Raw genomic sequence first — 16,181 nt, forward strand, 5'->3', positions numbered from 1 at the left:
CATGCCAGCCTTCCGCTACGAAGCCGCCGACGCCGCCGGCAAAACCGACAAGGGTGTCATCGAAGCCGACAGCGCACGTCAGGCGCGTACGCTGCTGCGCGCCCGCGGCCTGACGCCATTGCTGGTCGACGCGCTGGGCGCGCAAGCCACCAAGCGCAGCGGATCCAGCTTCGGCAAGCGGCTCTCCGCGCAGGAAAACGCGCTCATCACGCGCCAGCTCGCCAGCCTGCTGGTGGCCGGCTTGCCGCTGGATGAAGCGCTGGCCGCGCTGGCCGATCAGGCCGAACGTGCGTACGTGGGCGAACTGCTCGCCGCCATCCGCGCGGAAGTGGTGGGCGGCAGCTCGCTCTCGGTCGCGCTCGCGCAGCATCCGAAGGATTTTCCGGATATCTACCGTGCACTCGTTTCGGCGGGGGAGCACTCGGGCAACCTGGGTCTCGTGCTCACGCGCCTGGCCGACTACATCGAGAGCCGCAACGCGCTCACCTCGAAGATCAAGCTGGCGTTCACCTACCCGGCCATCGTCACGGTGGTGGCGTTTGCGATCGTGATCTTCCTGCTGTCGTACGTGGTGCCGCAGGTGGTGAGTGTGTTTGCCAATACCAAGCAGAAGCTGCCAACGCTCACGATCATCATGCTGTGGCTCTCGGATTTCGTGCGGAACTGGGGGTGGCTGGCGGCGATCGTGCTGGTGGTGCTTGGTCTGCTGATTCGCAACCTGCTCAAGCAGCCGGCGCTGCGGTTGTCGTGGCACAAGTGGCTGCTGACGGCGCCGCTGTTCGGCAAGCTCGTGCGGGGCTACAACACGGCGCGGTTTGCCAGCACGTTGGCGATTCTCACCAGTGCGGGTGTGCCGATCTTGCGGGGGCTGCAGGCGGCGGGGGAGACGCTGAACAACGTGGCCCTGAAGACAAACGTAGAGGATGCGTCTACGCGTGTGCGGGAAGGGACATCGCTGGCGCGGGCGTTGGCGGCGCAGAATCAGTTTCCGCCTGTGCTGGTGCACTTGATTCGCTCTGGCGAGGCGACGGGGAACTTGCCTGCGATGTTGGAGCGGGCTGCGCAAGGTGAGGCTCAGGAGCTTGAGCGGCGTACGTTGTTCCTGACTGGGTTGCTGGAGCCTGCGCTGATTTTGACGATGGGCGTGGTTGTGCTGCTGATCGTTTTGGCTGTGTTGATGCCGATTATTGAGATCAACCAACTGGTGCACTGATTCTTGGTTTGGGCCTGTGTGGTCCATCCCTTGTTTCATCCCCTGCCGGGGCTGACTCACTTTCTTTGTCTTGCCAAAGAAAAGTGAGTCGTGCCCGGCAGGGTACGAAACAGGGATGGACCACTAGGGCCAATACAAAACCAAACCTAAGACCGCCTCCCCAAAGCCCCCACCAATATCCCCCCAAGAATCAACCCCATCGCCCCCAACAGCGCACCACTGACCACCTCCCCCAGCGCCACCGCAGAGCAAACAATCCCAAACACCGGCACCCCCAGCAGCCCCAGCGACGTCGTCGTAGCCGGCAGTATCCGATTGACCGTGGTGACCGCCCAATACGCCAGTGCAATCCCAAACACGCCACCGTAAAGCAGCAACCCGATCAGCGAAGGCTGCCAGTCAATCGACGGCACACCATCGTGCAAAAGCGCCAACGGCACCAACAACACGGTCGCCAACAACGCCTGCCAGAACACCAACTCAAACGGCGGTGTCACCCACTTGTGCGAGCGGACATACAGAATGCTCCCCGCCCAACACAGCGCCGCCAGCATCACGAGCCCATTGCCGAACACGGCACGCCCCGCATGCCAATCAAACATCAGCGGATTGAAGATCAGCAGCAACCCCAACAGCCCCAGCCCGACACCGAACAGACGCCGGCTAGTCAGCGGCTCGCCGAGCAATAGCCACGCGCCCGGCACCACCCACAGCGGCGTGGTGTACGCCAGCACCACCGAGCGCCCCGCCGGCACGAACTGCAGCCCCAGGCTGACCAGCGCCGAAAACGCCGTCATGTGCAGCACACCAACACTCAGGATGACCGGGATGTCGCCGCGCTTTGGCATCACCAACCGCCCACGCAGCAGACAGATCACCAGCAGCGCAAGCGTGCCGACAGCAGAGCGCAACGCCACCACCCAGATGGGCGGCAAGTAGGCGAGCATCGCCTTGCCGACCGGCCAGTTGATCCCCCAGGCCAGCGCGACCACGCCGAGCAGCAACCAGGCGGTGCGAGCCGAGCTTCCGACCGTTGCGGTGCCGACAGCGGTAGTCACGATGTCACTTCTTCCGCAGGGACACGGGCCGTGGCCTTCCACTCGCGCACATAGTCCGGCGTACCGGCCGGTGCGCCGTCCACCACCGGCGCGAGCGGCAGCAACGCCATGGGCAGCACGCCAGCCCATACGGGCAATGCGAGGTCTTCTGCATCGTCCTTCGGGCCGCCCGTGCGGATCTTGCACGCGGCTTCGTCCAACGCAATGCGCAACACGGTGGTGGCCGCCAATTCCTTGGCATTGCCGGGGCGCGCCTCTTTCGAGCGCCCGGGGGCGAGGGTCTCCATGAAGGCGTCGAGCGTGGCCGGCTTCTGTTCGTCGGGCACGACCTCGAACGCGCCGTAGATGACGGCTGACCGATAGTTCATCGAGTGGTTGAATGCCGAGCGCGCCAACACCAAGCCGTCGATATGCGTGACCGTCACGCACACCTGCGCGCCGCTGGCCGCCAGCTTGAGCATCCGGCTGCCGTTGGAGCCATGCACGTAGAGGTGACCGCCTTCGCGCCAGCATGCGGTGGGAATGCAATGCACGCCGTGCTCATCGGCAAAGGCCATATGACAGACGTAGGCCGCATCCAAGATGGCGTGCAGTGTGGCGGCATCGTAGTGGCCGCGGCGGGCGACACGATTCACGCGCGTGCGATCGGTGGGCGGGGTGGCAGCAGTGGTCGTCATGGCAAGGCTCCGGGTAGGCAATCGATCTGCTGACGATAAGAAAACCGTGGCACCATGCGTAGACCCACAGAAACGCAGAACCTTGGAGCCAGGATGGACTACGGCGTCTTGCTGTCGAACTACGAACGGACTGCGGCACGCGGCAAAGCAGAGAGCGGAGCACGGCCCTCGCAGCAGCATCGGCTGTACGCTTGCCTGCGCACGGCCATCCTGAGTGGGCAGATTGAGGAAGGCACGCGGTTGGCTTCATCGCGCTCATTGGCCGAAGAGCTGGGCATGGCGCGCAACTCGGTGCTGTACGCGTACGAACAACTGGCAGCGGAGGGCTTTGTGCTCAGCCGCCGGCAAGGCACGGTGGTCGCACGCGTGGGCTTGCAGCAGGCCCCGACACAAGCACCGGAAGCGCCACCTGCGTTATCGCGCCGCGTTGCCGGGCTGGAGCGCCCGAGCGGCGAGATGAGCGATCTGCTGCCCTTCCTGCCGGGCACACCCGCGCTGGACGAGTTTCCGCTCGCGCAATGGCGGCGCTGCATGGAGCGGGCATGGCGCCGCATCGGTCCAGCACAGATGGGCTACGGGCAGGTGGAAGGCAACGTGGCGCTGCGTCAGGCCGTGGCCGAGTATCTGCGCGTCTCGCGCGGCGTGCGCTGCGAGGCCGCGCAGGTGTTCATCACCGATGGCACGCAGAACAGCCTGGACCTCTGTGCCCGCGCACTGGCCGATGCCGGCGACATCGCCTGGATCGAGAACCCCGGCTACTACGGTGCACGTGCCTCCATGCGGGCAGCAGACCTGCGGCTGGTGCCGATCGGCATCGATGCCGATGGCCTCGCCCCGCGCCCGGAAGACTGGCGCGACACGCCGCCCAAGCTGATCTACATCACGCCGTCGCACCAGTACCCGCTGGGCTCGGTGATGAGCCTGGAGCGTCGCCTCGCGCTGATCCAGCACGCACGTGCCGTGGGCGCGTGGATCATCGAAGACGACTACGACAGCGAGTTCCGCCACAGCGGTGCGCCGCTGTCTGCGGTGCAGGGCCTGACCGCCGATGCGCCCGTGGTCTACCTGGGCACCTTCAGCAAGATGCTGTTTCCGGCGCTGCGTCTCGGCTACATGGTCGTGCCGCCGGCATTGGCCACCGTGCTGCGTCCGACAGCCGGCGCGCTGATGCTGCGCGGGCGCGTGGCCGATCAGCTGGCGCTGGCGGAGTTCATTGAGGCGGGCCACTTCACGCGGCATCTGCGGCGCATGCGGCGCCTGTACGGCGAGCGTCGCAATGCGTTGCAGGCTGCGCTTGAGCGGCACCTGCACGGTGTGGTGACCGTCTCGGGCGGCGCCGGTGGCATGCACCTGTCGACGCGGCTCGACGCGCCGGTACGCGACGTGGATGTGAGTGTTGCCGCCCGCGCGCAGGGCATGGTGCTGCGGCCGCTGTCGCGCTTCTGCCTGCCGGGCACGCTGACCGCGCAATACAACGGCCTGGTGCTCGGCTACGGCAATGTGCCCGCCGAAGCGATGGACGGGTTGGTCTTGCAGATGCAGCGCGTGATTGAGGCGGTCGCCGCATAGGATCTGTTGCGCATCGGGCACGCAGTCAGACGACCATCCTTGTGGCAGCGGCGAGTTTGTCCAGGCTCCAACCCGCGCCCAGCAGCACGCGCCGCGTGTGCAAGTCCTCCAGCAGCACGACATCGTCTACCTGCTCACCCAGGTAGCGCAGGCGCTTGTCGCGCACCTCCACATACCCCGATGGGTAGCGCCTGGCGAGCGACTGCCATACCCCATGCACGCCGACGGACTGACGCGCGCCGCTCATCAGACACATCCCACCGTCGAGCGCGCGCCGGAAGACGGTCGAGGCCAACCCACGCCGCTGGTACGCCAACGCGTACTTCGAATGCGGCGCACGCAGATGGGGATCCGCCCGCCTGTCCAGCTCAATCAAGCGGTTGAAGACCGTGTAGCCGGCCAGGCGCCGCGCCGCCACATCTTCGACATAGACATAGGTCTCGCCATCGGCCTCGCGCGTGTGAATGCGGAAGCCAGGCAACGTGCCGTCATCGAACGTCATGCCATGCAGCGGCGTGCCGGGCGTTTGCATGCGTTCATACAGCGCGTCGAGTTCGCGCTCGATGTCTTCGTTGTTGAAGTCGACGTCGGTGCGCAGGCCAAGCGGTGCAAGCCGCCGGCGCAGCGATTGCACCATGGATGCCAACGTCGGCAAGACCGGTGGCGGCATGGGCAGAGTCAGTGCGGTGCTCATGCGGCCTCCGCCCAATAGCCGCTAATGAGCCGCGACGGTTGCTGAGCCGCGCGAATGCAGGCACTGGCAGGCCAGTCGTCCATGCGCACGTTCAGGCCCGCGTGAATGCCATAGCCTGGCCCAGCAACGATCACACCGCCGGCCTCGACGCCCTCGCCCGCGCGGATGGCGCCGCCGGCTTCGATGTCGCCCCAGGCCTTGATGCCCCAGCCGGCCTCTAGGTGCGTGCTCGCCCGCAGATCAGCGCCCGCGAGAATGCCGTTCGCACTGACGATGCCCGCCTCGCTGCACACCTCGCCGCCAGCGCGCAGGCCCTTGCCGACGCGCACGCTGCCGCGCACGGCCAGCGCTTCGCCGATCAGCAGGTCGTCCGCCACGTCGATGTCGGCGTCGCAATGCAAGTCACGGTGCACGCGCACCACGCCGCCACAGTGCAGCGCACCGGCAGCCGTCACGCTCCAGCCGACGCGTAGGTCGCCGCCCACGTGCACGGTGCCATCGCAGTAGAGGCCAGCCTTGGCTTCAAGATCGCCGCCCGTGGTGATGGATTCACCGGCACGTACGCCGCCGCCTGCACGGATGGCCTGCCCCGCACGCAACACACCGTCGACGTGGATGCCGCCGCGCACCACGATCGTGCCGGCAAAGATGAGCGCATCGGCCTCGATGTCGTCGGCTTCGAGCACGGCATCAGTCGGGCCGAAGTTGTCGAGCAACCAGATGGCATCGGCGATGCGGCCTTCGCGCACGAGGCTATCGAGCAGGTGTTGGTAATCGGTGCCGTTGTGGCGGTTGCGGATGTACCAGCGGTAGCCCGCCGCGCAAGGCTGCTTGGCCTTGATGAAGTTCTGTGTGAGTTCCATGGCGATTCCTGCGCCCGGCAACTTGGCGATCAACGATCAGCCGGCAGATGGCGGACGAACCGGTGCCGGCGCCCATCGTGTTGATGCAGCGCCAAACCAGCGTTAAAGACGGGGAGAAAGCGGAAGTGGCCGTACGGGGCAGAGACGCCAGCTAGGGCGGCGCCCCGCACGGCTCAGGAAAGCCGGGCGAGCAGGAAATGCCGAAGGGCAGCGTGCGCGGGCGAGAGATCCTGCGCGGCACCGCAACGCACACGCGCGCAGACAGCCGGCAAAGCTTGCCGGCGCAGCGCGCGAATGGGTTGAGTGCGAGACATGGTCTGAAAAAAGGGAGGTCCGGAACGGAACCGCGCAGGATGGCCGCGGTGCTCTCGAATGTCCAGTGGCAAGGTGACGCACGCATGGCTTCTTGACGCAAGTTTGCCAATACGCCGCGCTTCAGACCGTTCTGCCTGGGCATTTCGCATGCACCGCAGCATCCGTGTCGCCAGCCCGATCCATGCGCCACATCTGTGCCGAAAACGCCGCAACCTCGGGAAAACCCCGCCCCATTCTTGCTGCGTTGCACGGTGTTGGGAATGTCACGCGGTGCTACGATGCCCCGACCCACGGCTGTCTGCCAGTTTCCACAAGAAGCGGCGCAGACGGCACCAAAAGAGACCTGCTGCTGGTGATCCCGGCACACCCACACGGAGCACGCATGAATGCCCCTCTGAACGACGCGCTACGCCGCGCGCTCGAAACCGTTTCCCTGGACGACAAGTACACGCTCGAGCGTGGCCGCATCTACATCAGCGGCACGCAGGCACTGGTGCGTCTGCCGATGCTGCAGCAGGAGCGCGACCGCGCCGCTGGGCTCAATACGGCGGGCTTCATCTCCGGCTACCGCGGCTCGCCACTGGGCGCGCTGGACCAAGCCTTGTGGAAAGCCAAGAAGCATCTGGCCGGGCACAACATCGTCTTCCAGGCGGGGCTGAATGAAGACTTGGCCGCCACGGCGGTCTGGGGCTCGCAGCAGGTCAATCTGTATCCGAACGCCAAGTTCAGCGGCGTGTACGGCATGTGGTACGGCAAGGGTCCAGGTGTGGACCGCACGATCGACGTGTTCAAGCACGCCAACTCGGCGGGTTCGTCCGCGCATGGCGGCGTGCTGGTGCTGGCAGGCGATGACCACGCCGCCAAGTCGTCCACGCTGGCGCACCAGTCGGAGCACGTTTTCAAGGCAGCCGGCATTCCGGTGCTGTATCCGTCGAACGTGCAGGAGTACCTCGACTACGGCCTGCACGGCTGGGCGATGAGCCGCTACTCCGGCCTGTGGGTGTCGATGAAGTGCGTGACGGACGTGGTGGAGTCGTCGGCTTCGGTGGACGTTGATCCGCACCGCGCCGAGATCATCCTGCCGGAAGATTTCATCATGCCGCAGGGCGGCCTGAACATCCGCTGGCCGGATCCGCCGCTGGTGCAGGAAGCGCGTCTGCTCGATTACAAGTGGTACGCCGGTCTGTCGTATGTGCGTGCCAACAAGCTCGACCGCGTGGTGATGGATTCGCCGCAGGCACGCTTCGGCATCATGACCGCCGGCAAGGCGTACCTGGACGTGCGTCAGGCGCTGGTCGACCTCGGCCTGGATGAGGAAACCTGCCGCCGCATCGGCATCCGCCTGTACAAGGTCGGCTGCGTGTGGCCGCTGGAAGCGCATGGTGCGCGCGCGTTTGCCGAAGGGCTGCAAGAGATCCTGGTGGTGGAAGAGAAACGCCAGATCCTCGAATACCAACTGAAGGAAGAGCTGTACAACTACCGCGACGACGTGCGTCCGCGCGTGTACGGCAAGTTCGACGAGCGCGACAACGCTGGCGGCGAATGGTCGGTGCCGATGGCCAACTGGCTGCTGCCGGCGCACTACGAGCTGTCGCCCGCGCTGATCGCCCGCGCCATCGCCACGCGGCTGGAGAAGTTCGAGCTGCCGTCGGACGTGCGCGCACGCATTGCCTCGCGCATCGCCATCATCGACGCCAAAGAGAAGGCGCTCGCCAAGCCGCGCATCACCGCCGAGCGCAAGCCGTGGTTCTGCTCGGGCTGCCCGCACAACACGTCGACCAACGTGCCGGAAGGCTCGCGCGCGCTGGCCGGCATCGGCTGCCACTACATGACCGTGTGGATGGACCGCCGCACCGACACCTTCAGCCAGATGGGCGGCGAAGGCGTGGCGTGGATCGGCCAGATGCCGTTCTCGGGCGACCAGCACGTGTTCGCCAACCTGGGCGACGGCACGTACTACCACTCGGGCCTGCTGGCGATTCGCGCGTCCATCGCGGCCAAGGTGAACATCACCTACAAGATCCTCTACAACGATGCGGTGGCCATGACCGGCGGTCAGCCGGTGGACGGCCCGCTGTCGGTGCCGCAGATTGCTGCACAGGTGCATGCCGAAGGCACGTCGCGCATCGTCATCGTCACGGACGAGCCGGAGAAGTACAACGCGGCCATCAAGCTGCCGGAAGGCGTGACGGTGCATCACCGCGATCGCCTGGATGCGATTCAGCGCGAGCTGCGCGAGGTGCAAGGCACCAGCGTGCTGATCTACGACCAGACCTGCGCGACGGAAAAGCGCCGCCGCCGCAAGCGCGGCACGATGGTCGACCCGGCACGCCGCGCGTTCATCAACGACGCGGTGTGCGAAGGCTGCGGTGATTGCTCGGTCAAGTCGAACTGCCTGTCGGTCGAGCCGCTGGAAACGGAGCTGGGCACCAAGCGCAAGATCAACCAGTCGTCGTGCAACAAGGATTTCTCGTGCGTGAACGGCTTCTGCCCGAGCTTTGTGACGGCCGAAGGCGCGCAAGTGCGCAAGCCGGAATCGCGTGGCGTGTCGATGGATGGCCTGCCGCTGCTGCCGCACCCTGAGCTGCCTGCCATCCAGCGTGCGTACGGCGTGCTGGTGACCGGCGTGGGCGGCACGGGCGTGGTGACCATCGGCGGTCTGCTCGGCATGGCGGCGCACATCGAAGGCAAAGGCGTGACCGTGCTCGACATGGCGGGCCTGGCGCAGAAAGGCGGCGCGGTGCTCTCGCATGTGCAGATCGGCGAGCGTCCGGATTCGATCCACGCCACGCGCATCGCCATGGGCGAAGCCGACCTCGTGATCGGCTGCGATGCGATCGTCTCGGCGGGGGACGAAGTGTTGTCCAAGGTGCAGTACGGCCAGACGCGCGCCATCGTCAACAGCACTGCATCGCCCACAGCGGATTTCATCAAAAACCCGAACTGGCGCTTCCCGGGCAGCTCGGCGGAAGCCGACATCCGCGCGGCCATCGGCGATGCGTGCGCGTTTGAAGACGCCAGCACGCTGGCCGTGCGCCTGCTGGGCGACGCGATCTTCACCAACCCGCTGGTGCTGGGCTTTGCGTGGCAGAAGGGCTGGATTCCGCTGACGTACGACGCGCTCATCCGCGCCATCGAACTCAACGGCGTGGCGGTCGAGAAGAACAAGACCGCCTTCGAGTGGGGTCGCCATCTCGCGCAAGACCGCGAGGCCGTGCTCAAGCTCGCCGACGACGCCCCGCGTGCCAAGGCCGATGTGATCGCCCTGCCCTCGCTGGACACGCTGATTGCTCGTCGTGTCGATCTGCTGACTGCGTACCAGAACGCTGCTTACGCTGCCGAGTTCCGCTCGGTGGTGGAGCGTGTGCGTGCAGCAGAAGCGGCGGTGGTGGGTGCTGGCCAAACGCTGGCACTGACCGAAGCCGTGGTGCGCAATCTGTCGAAGCTGATGGCGTATAAGGACGAATACGAAGTCGCCCGCCTGTACACCGATCCGGCCTTCCTCGACAAGCTGCGCGCACAGTTCGATGGCGAGCCCGGCCGCGACTACCAACTCAACTTCTGGCTCGCGCCGCCCATGACGGCCAAGCACGACGAGAAGGGCCATCTGGTGAAGAAGCGCTTCGGCCCGAACACGATGCGCATCTTCAAGGTGCTGGCCAAGCTCAAGGGCCTGCGCGGCACGGCGTTCGACGTGTTCGGCAAGACCGAAGAGCGCCGCACCGAGCGCGCGCTGATCGGTGAATACCGTGCGCTGGTGGACGAACTGGTGAAGGGGCTGTCGGCGAAAAAGCTGGCACAGGCCGTGGAACTGGCACGCCTGCCGGAAGACATCCGCGGCTTCGGCCACGTGAAGGAAGCGAACCTGGCGGCCGCACGCATCCGTTGGAACAAGCTGCTCGCGCAGTGGCGTGATCCGGCGGCGGCGCAGCGCGCAGCCTGATCGGCCGACGTATCAAAGAAAGGAACGCAGGACACCGCGTTCCACGAAGGCGGCTCTCGGGGCGCCGGCAGCGGGTCTTTAAGAGCCAACGCCGGGACTCAGAGAGCCGCCTTCGTGTCTTTGAGAGCCAGCGCTGACTCTCCGCACACCCAGCGACGATGCTTTGAAAGCCAATGCCGGCTCTCCAGGCGCCGGCGCTGGGGCGTTGAGCGTCAGCTCCGGGGCGTTGAGCGTCCATGCCGGCGCTGTGAGAGCCACTGTTGGGACTCCACCCACCCGCCGGCGAGGCTTTCAGCGCCGGGGGCGAGTCTTTGAGAGCCGGCGGCGGGATTAACCCGGCACGATCTGCTGCGCGTAGTCGTACAGGTCTTGCAGGATGCCCTGTGCACGGTTGTCACCCTGCTCTGTAGCGTCGGCGGCCAGTTGCTGGAGCCGCTCACCGAACGCCTCAAACGTCAGATAACCACCGACGCCCTCGAACAGGCGCTCTGCACGCAACTGCTCCCACTGCTCGTATTCCTCTTCACTCAACGTGTCGGGGAAGTTGCGCGCGCGGTAGTGGAACAGCAGCTCCGGCAGGCGCTCGTCTGCGAAATCGGGGTGCAGCTGCGCGAGCTGTTCGCCGCTGAGCGTGCGCAGCTCGTTGAGCGTACGGCGGTCGTCATTGCTGACGAAGCCGCCGTAGAGGTTCTGGTCCACATCGTCGATCGGCTCCAGCTCGCGGGCGTAGACCTGGCGCCAGGTCTCACGCATGTCGGGCGCGCCCTGGGCGATGGCGGCGTGGCGCTCGATCGTTGCAAAGTCGATGCCCCAACGCTCGGCCTGCGCGGGCTGCAGCGTCTTCATGTTGCTGATGACGATGGGCGACTTGTTGATGTGGATCGACTTGATGGGCAGGCGCGTGGTGCCTTCGGCCAGATCGGCGGTGCGCGTGAACATGCGCTCGCGGATGGTGGCGACATCCATGTGGAACAGCGCCGACGGATCGAACGCCAAGTCCCATACGATCAGCTCGTTCTTGTTGGTCGGGTGCCAGCCGAGCGGCCACACCACGGCCATGCAGCCGCGCTCCACGCCATACATGCCGGAGATGTGCAGCAGCGGGCGCGATGCGTCACCAATCTCCGCCAGCACGCGGTCCTTCTTGCGCAGCGCCAGGCAAAAGTCGAACAGGCGCGGCTGCGCATTGCGGATCAGGCGCGCCAGCGCAATCGTCGCGCGCACGTCAGACACGGCATCGTGCGCAGCCTCGTGCACCAGGCCGTTGGCCTTGGACAGGTGCTCCAGCTTGAAGCTCGGCTTGCCGTCTTCGTGTTTCGGCCACTGGATGCCTTCGGGGCGCAGCGCCCAGGTGGTGCGCACCACGTCGAGCAAGTCCCACCGCCCGCATTCGTTCTGCCACTCGCGGGCATACGGGTCGATCAGGTTGCGCCAGAACAGGTGGCGGGTGACTTCGTCGTCAAAGCGGATGGTGTTGTAGCCGACGCCGATGGTGCCGGGCGTGCCCAGTTCGCGCTCGATGGCCTGGGCGAAGCGGTACTCCGGAATGCCCTGCTTGGCGCACTGCTGCGGCGTGATGCCGGTGATGAGGCACGACACTGGATCGGGCAGCCAGTCATTGGAGGGCTGGCAGAACAGCTCGACCGGCTCGCCGATCTCGTTGAGTTCGGCATCGGTGCGGATGCCCGCGAACTGCGCAGGGCGATCGCGGCGCGGCACGGCGCCGAAGGTTTCGTAGTCGTGCCAGAGGAAGGTCTGGGTGACGGGCAAGGCGGTGGCTCGCTGGAAAAGACAAAAGATGCCGGCATGCTAACAGCGTTGCCAGGTGGGCCACGCAAACCCGACATGGGGCGGTAGTAAGCTAGCGCGGTCGCCCAACTTGCCGAATCGCCGAGCCACGCCATGCGCATCCTCTTCTTCAGCAGCCACCGTTATGACGAAGACAGCTTCCGTGCCGCACAGGCGCGCGGCGGCCACGGCTTCGACCTCGTCTTCCAGCGCGCGCACCTGGACGCGCAGACGGCGCCGCTCGCTGCGGGTTTCGACGTGGTCTGCCCGTTCGTCAACGACTCGCTCGATGCCAACGTGCTGGCCGAACTGGCGGCAGGCGGCACGCGCCTGATCGCGCTGCGCTCGGCGGGTTTCAACCATGTCGATCTGGCAGCGGCGCAGGGCCTGGGGCTGACGGTGGTGCGCGTGCCGGCGTATTCACCACATGCGGTGGCCGAGCATGCGGTCGGCATGATCCTTACGCTCAACCGGCGGCTGCACCGCGCCTGCAATCGCACGCGCGAAGGGGATTTCTCACTGGATGGGCTACTCGGCTTCGATCTGGCGGGCAAGACGGTGGGCGTGGCCGGCACCGGGCAGATCGGACAGGTGTTCGCGCGCATCATGGCGGGCTTCGGGTGCCAGTTGCTGGCGTTTGATCCGTTTCCGCAGGCGTCGCTCGCGGCAATAGGCGTGCGCTACGTGCCGCTGCCGGAATTGCTGGCGCAGTCCGACATCGTCAGCCTGCACTGCCCGCTCAATGCCGAGACGCACCACCTGATCGACGCCAGCGCGCTCGCCAGCATGAAGACGGGCGCCATGCTCATCAACACCAGCCGTGGCGGCCTGGTCGACAGCCCTGCCCTGATCGACGCGCTCAAGACCGGCCAGCTCGGCCACCTGGGGCTGGACGTGTATGAGGAGGAAGCGGACCTCTTCTTCGAAGACCGCTCCGCCGATGTGCTGCAAGACGATGTATTCGCGCGGCTGCTGACCTTTCCCAACGTCATCGTCACCGCGCACCAGGCGTTCTTCACGCGTGAGGCGCTGGCGGGCATCGCCGACACCACACTCGCCAACGTGGCGGCGTGGACGGCCGGTGCGCCCGTGAACGTGGTGAAGCCCTAGTTACGCCGCCTCGGCCTTCGGCTTGGACAGTTCGCGCTCACCTTCTTTCACGTAGATGGAGTTGCGCGGCTGCGCCAGCACGCGGCGCACCATCGGCTCGAAGAACGACAGCGGCAGGTTGTCGTAGTCAGCCATGAAGGCGGCGCCGTCGTACTTGGCGCAGAACTCGGCGGTGCGCTCGAACAGCTCGGGCTGGCTGCGGTATTGCTCGCGCAGGTTGCGGTCCAGGCCCAGGTGGTGGAAGAAGTAGTAGCCCTGGAAGATGCCGTGCTTCTCGACCATCCACAGGTTCTCGGGGCTGACGAAGGGCTTGAGGATGGCGGCGGCGATGTCCGGGTGGTTGAAGCTGCCCAGTGTGTCGCCGATGTCATGCAGCAGCGCGCAGACCACATATTCCTCATCCCGGCCGTCGCGGTGGGCCAGCGTGGCGGTCTGCAGGGAATGCGCGAGGCGGTCGATCGGAAAGCCGCCGCAATCGCCGTCCAGCAGCTTCAGGTGCGCGAGCACGCGGTCGGGCAGCGCACGAGCGAATGGCATGAACTCGGCCGAGATGGCGGCCCAGTCCTCGCGGGTGCCGTGCTCCATGTGGGAAAACGTCGCGCGCGGGGCAGTGTCGTGCGTCATGGGGTGTCTCCTTCGTCGCCTGAATCGGTCTGGTGTGCCGCGTCATGGGTGCGCAGCTTGTTGTGGATAACCACTGTGGATATCCGCTGTGGATAACTATTGTGGATAACGTTGGGGCATTCTCTGCCCGGGGCTTGCGCGCAGACTGTCAAGCATTTGACAATGATCCGCGCCCCCTTCGACGCATTCTGCCGACATGCCAGCCGAAGCCTCCCACACGATCCCCGCCCCCACCCCCGCGCAACTCGCACAAGGCTGGTTGCGTGGTGCGCCTGCCGACCTGCTGGCGGAGATCGCGCCCGCCGCACGCCTCATCACCTACCCCGACGGCGAATGCATCCACCCCCACGGCGGCCCCGCGCAGGGCATGTTCCTGATCGTGCGCGGCCGTGTGCGCATCAGCCGTACGACCGATGGCGGCAGCGAACTTGTCTATGGCGTGCTGCGCGCGGGCGAGTGGTTCGGGGAAATCGCCCTCATTGACGGCGGCGGCCGCACACACAGCGCGCATGCCCAGGGGCCGACCACGCTTATCCTGCTCGGCAGCGCGGCCTTTGCGCGCGTGGTGGCGGCCTATCCGGCCGGCATGTGGGCGCTGATGCAACAGCTCTGCCAGCGCATCCGCCTGATCTTCGACGAGTTCGAGCACGCCAGCGAAATGCCCGCCGATGCGCGCCTCGCCCAGCGCCTGCTGCAGCTTGCGCGGGCGAGCGATGGCCGTACCGTGGCGGCCAGCAATGAAGAACTGGGCCGCATGCTGGCGCGCTCTCGGCAGACCATCTCCAAATACCTGCAGGCGTGGCAGCGCGCGGGGTGGATCCGCTGCCACTACCGAGCGGTCGAGATCGTCGATGCGACAGCGCTGCGTGCACTCGCCGGCAGCCACTAGCTGAGTGCCCCCTTCGACCGGGGCACGCGCACCCAGGCTCGCGCCGCTAGAATGCCCCACACGCCGCACGCAGGCTCACCCGTGGCCTGCCACCCACCGCCTCAGTCTCCATGACACCCATGCTCTCGCCGGCCTCACCCGAAGGCCGGCGCCTTGTGTTGCTGCTTGGCCTCGCGCAAACGGTCTCGTGGGGCACGCTCTACTTCACCTTCACCGTCTTCCTTGCGCCGATGCACGACACGCTCGGCTGGGCGCGGCCGTTCCTGGCGGGCGGGTTCTCGCTGGGGCTGCTGGTGTGGGCGCTGTGCTCGTTCTGGGTGGGCCGCGCGCTGGACCGCTGGCCCGCGCGGCGCGTGATGGGCATGGGCACGGTGCTGGCCGCGGGCAGCCTGCTGGGGTGGTCGCTCGTCTCCGGTGAAACGGCTTTCCTGCTGCTCTGGCTTCCGCTGGGCGTGGCGATGGCCACTACGCTCTACGACCCCGCCTTCGTCGTGCTGCGCCAGGCGTTTGGCGATGCCTACCAGCGCCCCATCATCGGCCTCACGCTGATTGCGGGGTTCTCCAGCACCATCTGTATTCCGCTGGCGCAGTGGGGCGTGGAGCACATCGGCTGGCGCCACACGCTGCAGTGCTTCGCGCTGGCGCATCTGCTGATCTGCTTGCCTATCCATGCGCGGCTGCGCGTACGGCCGCCGGTGCACGCGCTGGCAGAGGCCACCGGTCCGACGGCGCCTGCGCAACCTTCCGCGTGGCGCATGGCGCTGCGCATGCCGGTGTTCTGGGCGGTGGTGCTGGCGTTCGTCGCCGTCGCCCTGACCAACACGGTGCTTGGTGCGCACCTGATTCCGCTGCTTTCCGAGAAAGGAGAGCCAACCAGCCGCCAGTTGCTGATTGCGGCGCTCATCGGCCCGGCCCAGGTGCTCGGCCGGCTGGCGATGATGCGGTTTCGCCTGGCGCACCCGGTGCGCATCGCCCCAGCGACATATGTGGCGATGGCGCTCGCGCTTGTGGTGCTCGCCCTCTCCAGCGGCCCACTGCTGCTCGTCTTTGCGCTGGTCTACGGTGCAGCCAACGGCATCAACACCATGCTGCGCGCGATCGCCATGCCGGAGCTGGTCTCGCGCAGCCAATACGCCACACTCAACGGCCTGATGATGACGCCCGTGCTGCTGGCCCAGGCCAGTGCGCCGTGGTTGGGCGCACTGCTATGGAAGGCCTCCGGCGGCTATGCGGCGGTCGAATGGGCGATGGTGGCCGCGGCACTGGTCGCGCTCGGCGCCTTCACCTACGGGTTGTGGCACGCCCAGGCCCGCCCGATGCGCAAAACACCCGAGTGACGCAATCGCCATGGCTCTGACACCACTTTGCACGCAGAAGATTGCTTATAGGAACCTTTATTGACGCAAAAGTGTCTTGAAACATGAGACGTGATGTTTCA

General features: G+C 66.2%; 12 protein-coding genes. 6 read left to right on the forward strand and 6 right to left on the reverse strand.

What is annotated here, in order from left to right:
• Window position 1 precedes the first annotated feature (1 nt).
• A complete protein-coding gene (gene gspF / locus F7R11_RS00790) occupies window positions 2-1,213 on the forward strand; it encodes a type II secretion system inner membrane protein GspF (RefSeq protein ID WP_064805572.1) in 1,212 nt (403 codons plus the stop codon).
• A 146-nt stretch (window positions 1,214-1,359) separates the two neighbouring features.
• Here gspF and F7R11_RS00795 read toward each other — a convergent pair whose 3' ends face one another.
• Both F7R11_RS00795 and F7R11_RS00800 read right to left on the reverse strand, forming a co-directional pair.
• Window positions 1,360-2,271 carry a DMT family transporter gene (locus F7R11_RS00795; RefSeq protein ID WP_167317196.1) on the reverse strand — a complete coding sequence of 304 codons (912 nt, stop codon included), beginning with the start codon at window positions 2,269-2,271 and terminating at the stop codon, window positions 1,360-1,362.
• Window positions 2,268-2,948, reverse strand: coding sequence for a pyridoxamine 5'-phosphate oxidase family protein (locus F7R11_RS00800; RefSeq protein ID WP_064805575.1), 681 nt, complete (start codon window positions 2,946-2,948; stop codon window positions 2,268-2,270). Before F7R11_RS00800 ends, F7R11_RS00795 begins: the two co-directional genes overlap by 4 nt.
• Window positions 2,949-3,041: 93 nt before the next feature.
• On the opposite strand from F7R11_RS00800, the gene pdxR reads away from it, so the two are divergent.
• Window positions 3,042-4,517, forward strand: a complete 1,476-nt coding sequence (pdxR, locus tag F7R11_RS00805) for a MocR-like pyridoxine biosynthesis transcription factor PdxR (protein WP_064805577.1) — start codon at window positions 3,042-3,044, stop codon at window positions 4,515-4,517.
• A gap of 25 nt (window positions 4,518-4,542) precedes the next feature.
• On the opposite strand, the gene F7R11_RS00810 is transcribed toward pdxR, so the two are convergent.
• Both F7R11_RS00810 and F7R11_RS00815 read right to left on the reverse strand, forming a co-directional pair.
• Complete coding sequence (locus F7R11_RS00810; RefSeq protein ID WP_064806479.1) at window positions 4,543-5,154, reverse strand: hypothetical protein; 612 nt, start codon at window positions 5,152-5,154, stop codon at window positions 4,543-4,545.
• A 53-nt stretch (window positions 5,155-5,207) separates the two neighbouring features.
• Complete coding sequence (locus F7R11_RS00815) at window positions 5,208-6,074, reverse strand: bactofilin family protein (RefSeq protein WP_064805579.1); 867 nt, start codon at window positions 6,072-6,074, stop codon at window positions 5,208-5,210.
• Between the two features lie 697 nt (window positions 6,075-6,771).
• Here F7R11_RS00815 and F7R11_RS00820 point away from each other — a divergent pair.
• Window positions 6,772-10,332, forward strand: coding sequence for an indolepyruvate ferredoxin oxidoreductase family protein (locus tag F7R11_RS00820; RefSeq protein ID WP_064805581.1), 3,561 nt, complete (start codon window positions 6,772-6,774; stop codon window positions 10,330-10,332).
• 330 nt (window positions 10,333-10,662) lie between these two features.
• Here F7R11_RS00820 and sbcB read toward each other — a convergent pair whose 3' ends face one another.
• Window positions 10,663-12,102, reverse strand: coding sequence for an exodeoxyribonuclease I (gene sbcB / locus F7R11_RS00825; protein WP_064805584.1), 1,440 nt, complete (start codon window positions 12,100-12,102; stop codon window positions 10,663-10,665).
• Between the two features lie 132 nt (window positions 12,103-12,234).
• On the opposite strand from sbcB, the gene F7R11_RS00830 reads away from it, so the two are divergent.
• On the forward strand, window positions 12,235-13,230 hold the full coding sequence (locus F7R11_RS00830; RefSeq protein WP_064805586.1) for a 2-hydroxyacid dehydrogenase: 996 nt from the start codon (window positions 12,235-12,237) through the stop codon (window positions 13,228-13,230).
• Here F7R11_RS00830 and F7R11_RS00835 read toward each other — a convergent pair whose 3' ends face one another.
• Complete coding sequence (locus F7R11_RS00835; RefSeq protein WP_021197259.1) at window positions 13,231-13,854, reverse strand: HD domain-containing protein; 624 nt, start codon at window positions 13,852-13,854, stop codon at window positions 13,231-13,233.
• Window positions 13,855-14,050: 196 nt separating this feature from the next.
• On the opposite strand from F7R11_RS00835, the gene F7R11_RS00840 reads away from it, so the two are divergent.
• Together F7R11_RS00840 and F7R11_RS00845 are read left to right on the forward strand one after the other, a co-directional pair.
• The gene (locus F7R11_RS00840; RefSeq protein WP_064805588.1) at window positions 14,051-14,743 is read left to right on the forward strand and encodes a Crp/Fnr family transcriptional regulator; all 693 of its coding nucleotides are present in this window, start codon (window positions 14,051-14,053) and stop codon (window positions 14,741-14,743) included.
• Between the two features lie 110 nt (window positions 14,744-14,853).
• A complete protein-coding gene (locus F7R11_RS00845; RefSeq protein WP_064805590.1) occupies window positions 14,854-16,080 on the forward strand; it encodes an MFS transporter in 1,227 nt (408 codons plus the stop codon).
• Window positions 16,081-16,181 lie beyond the last annotated feature (101 nt).

Source organism: Ralstonia insidiosa, assembly GCF_008801405.1.
GTDB classification, from domain to species: domain Bacteria; phylum Pseudomonadota; class Gammaproteobacteria; order Burkholderiales; family Burkholderiaceae; genus Ralstonia; species Ralstonia insidiosa.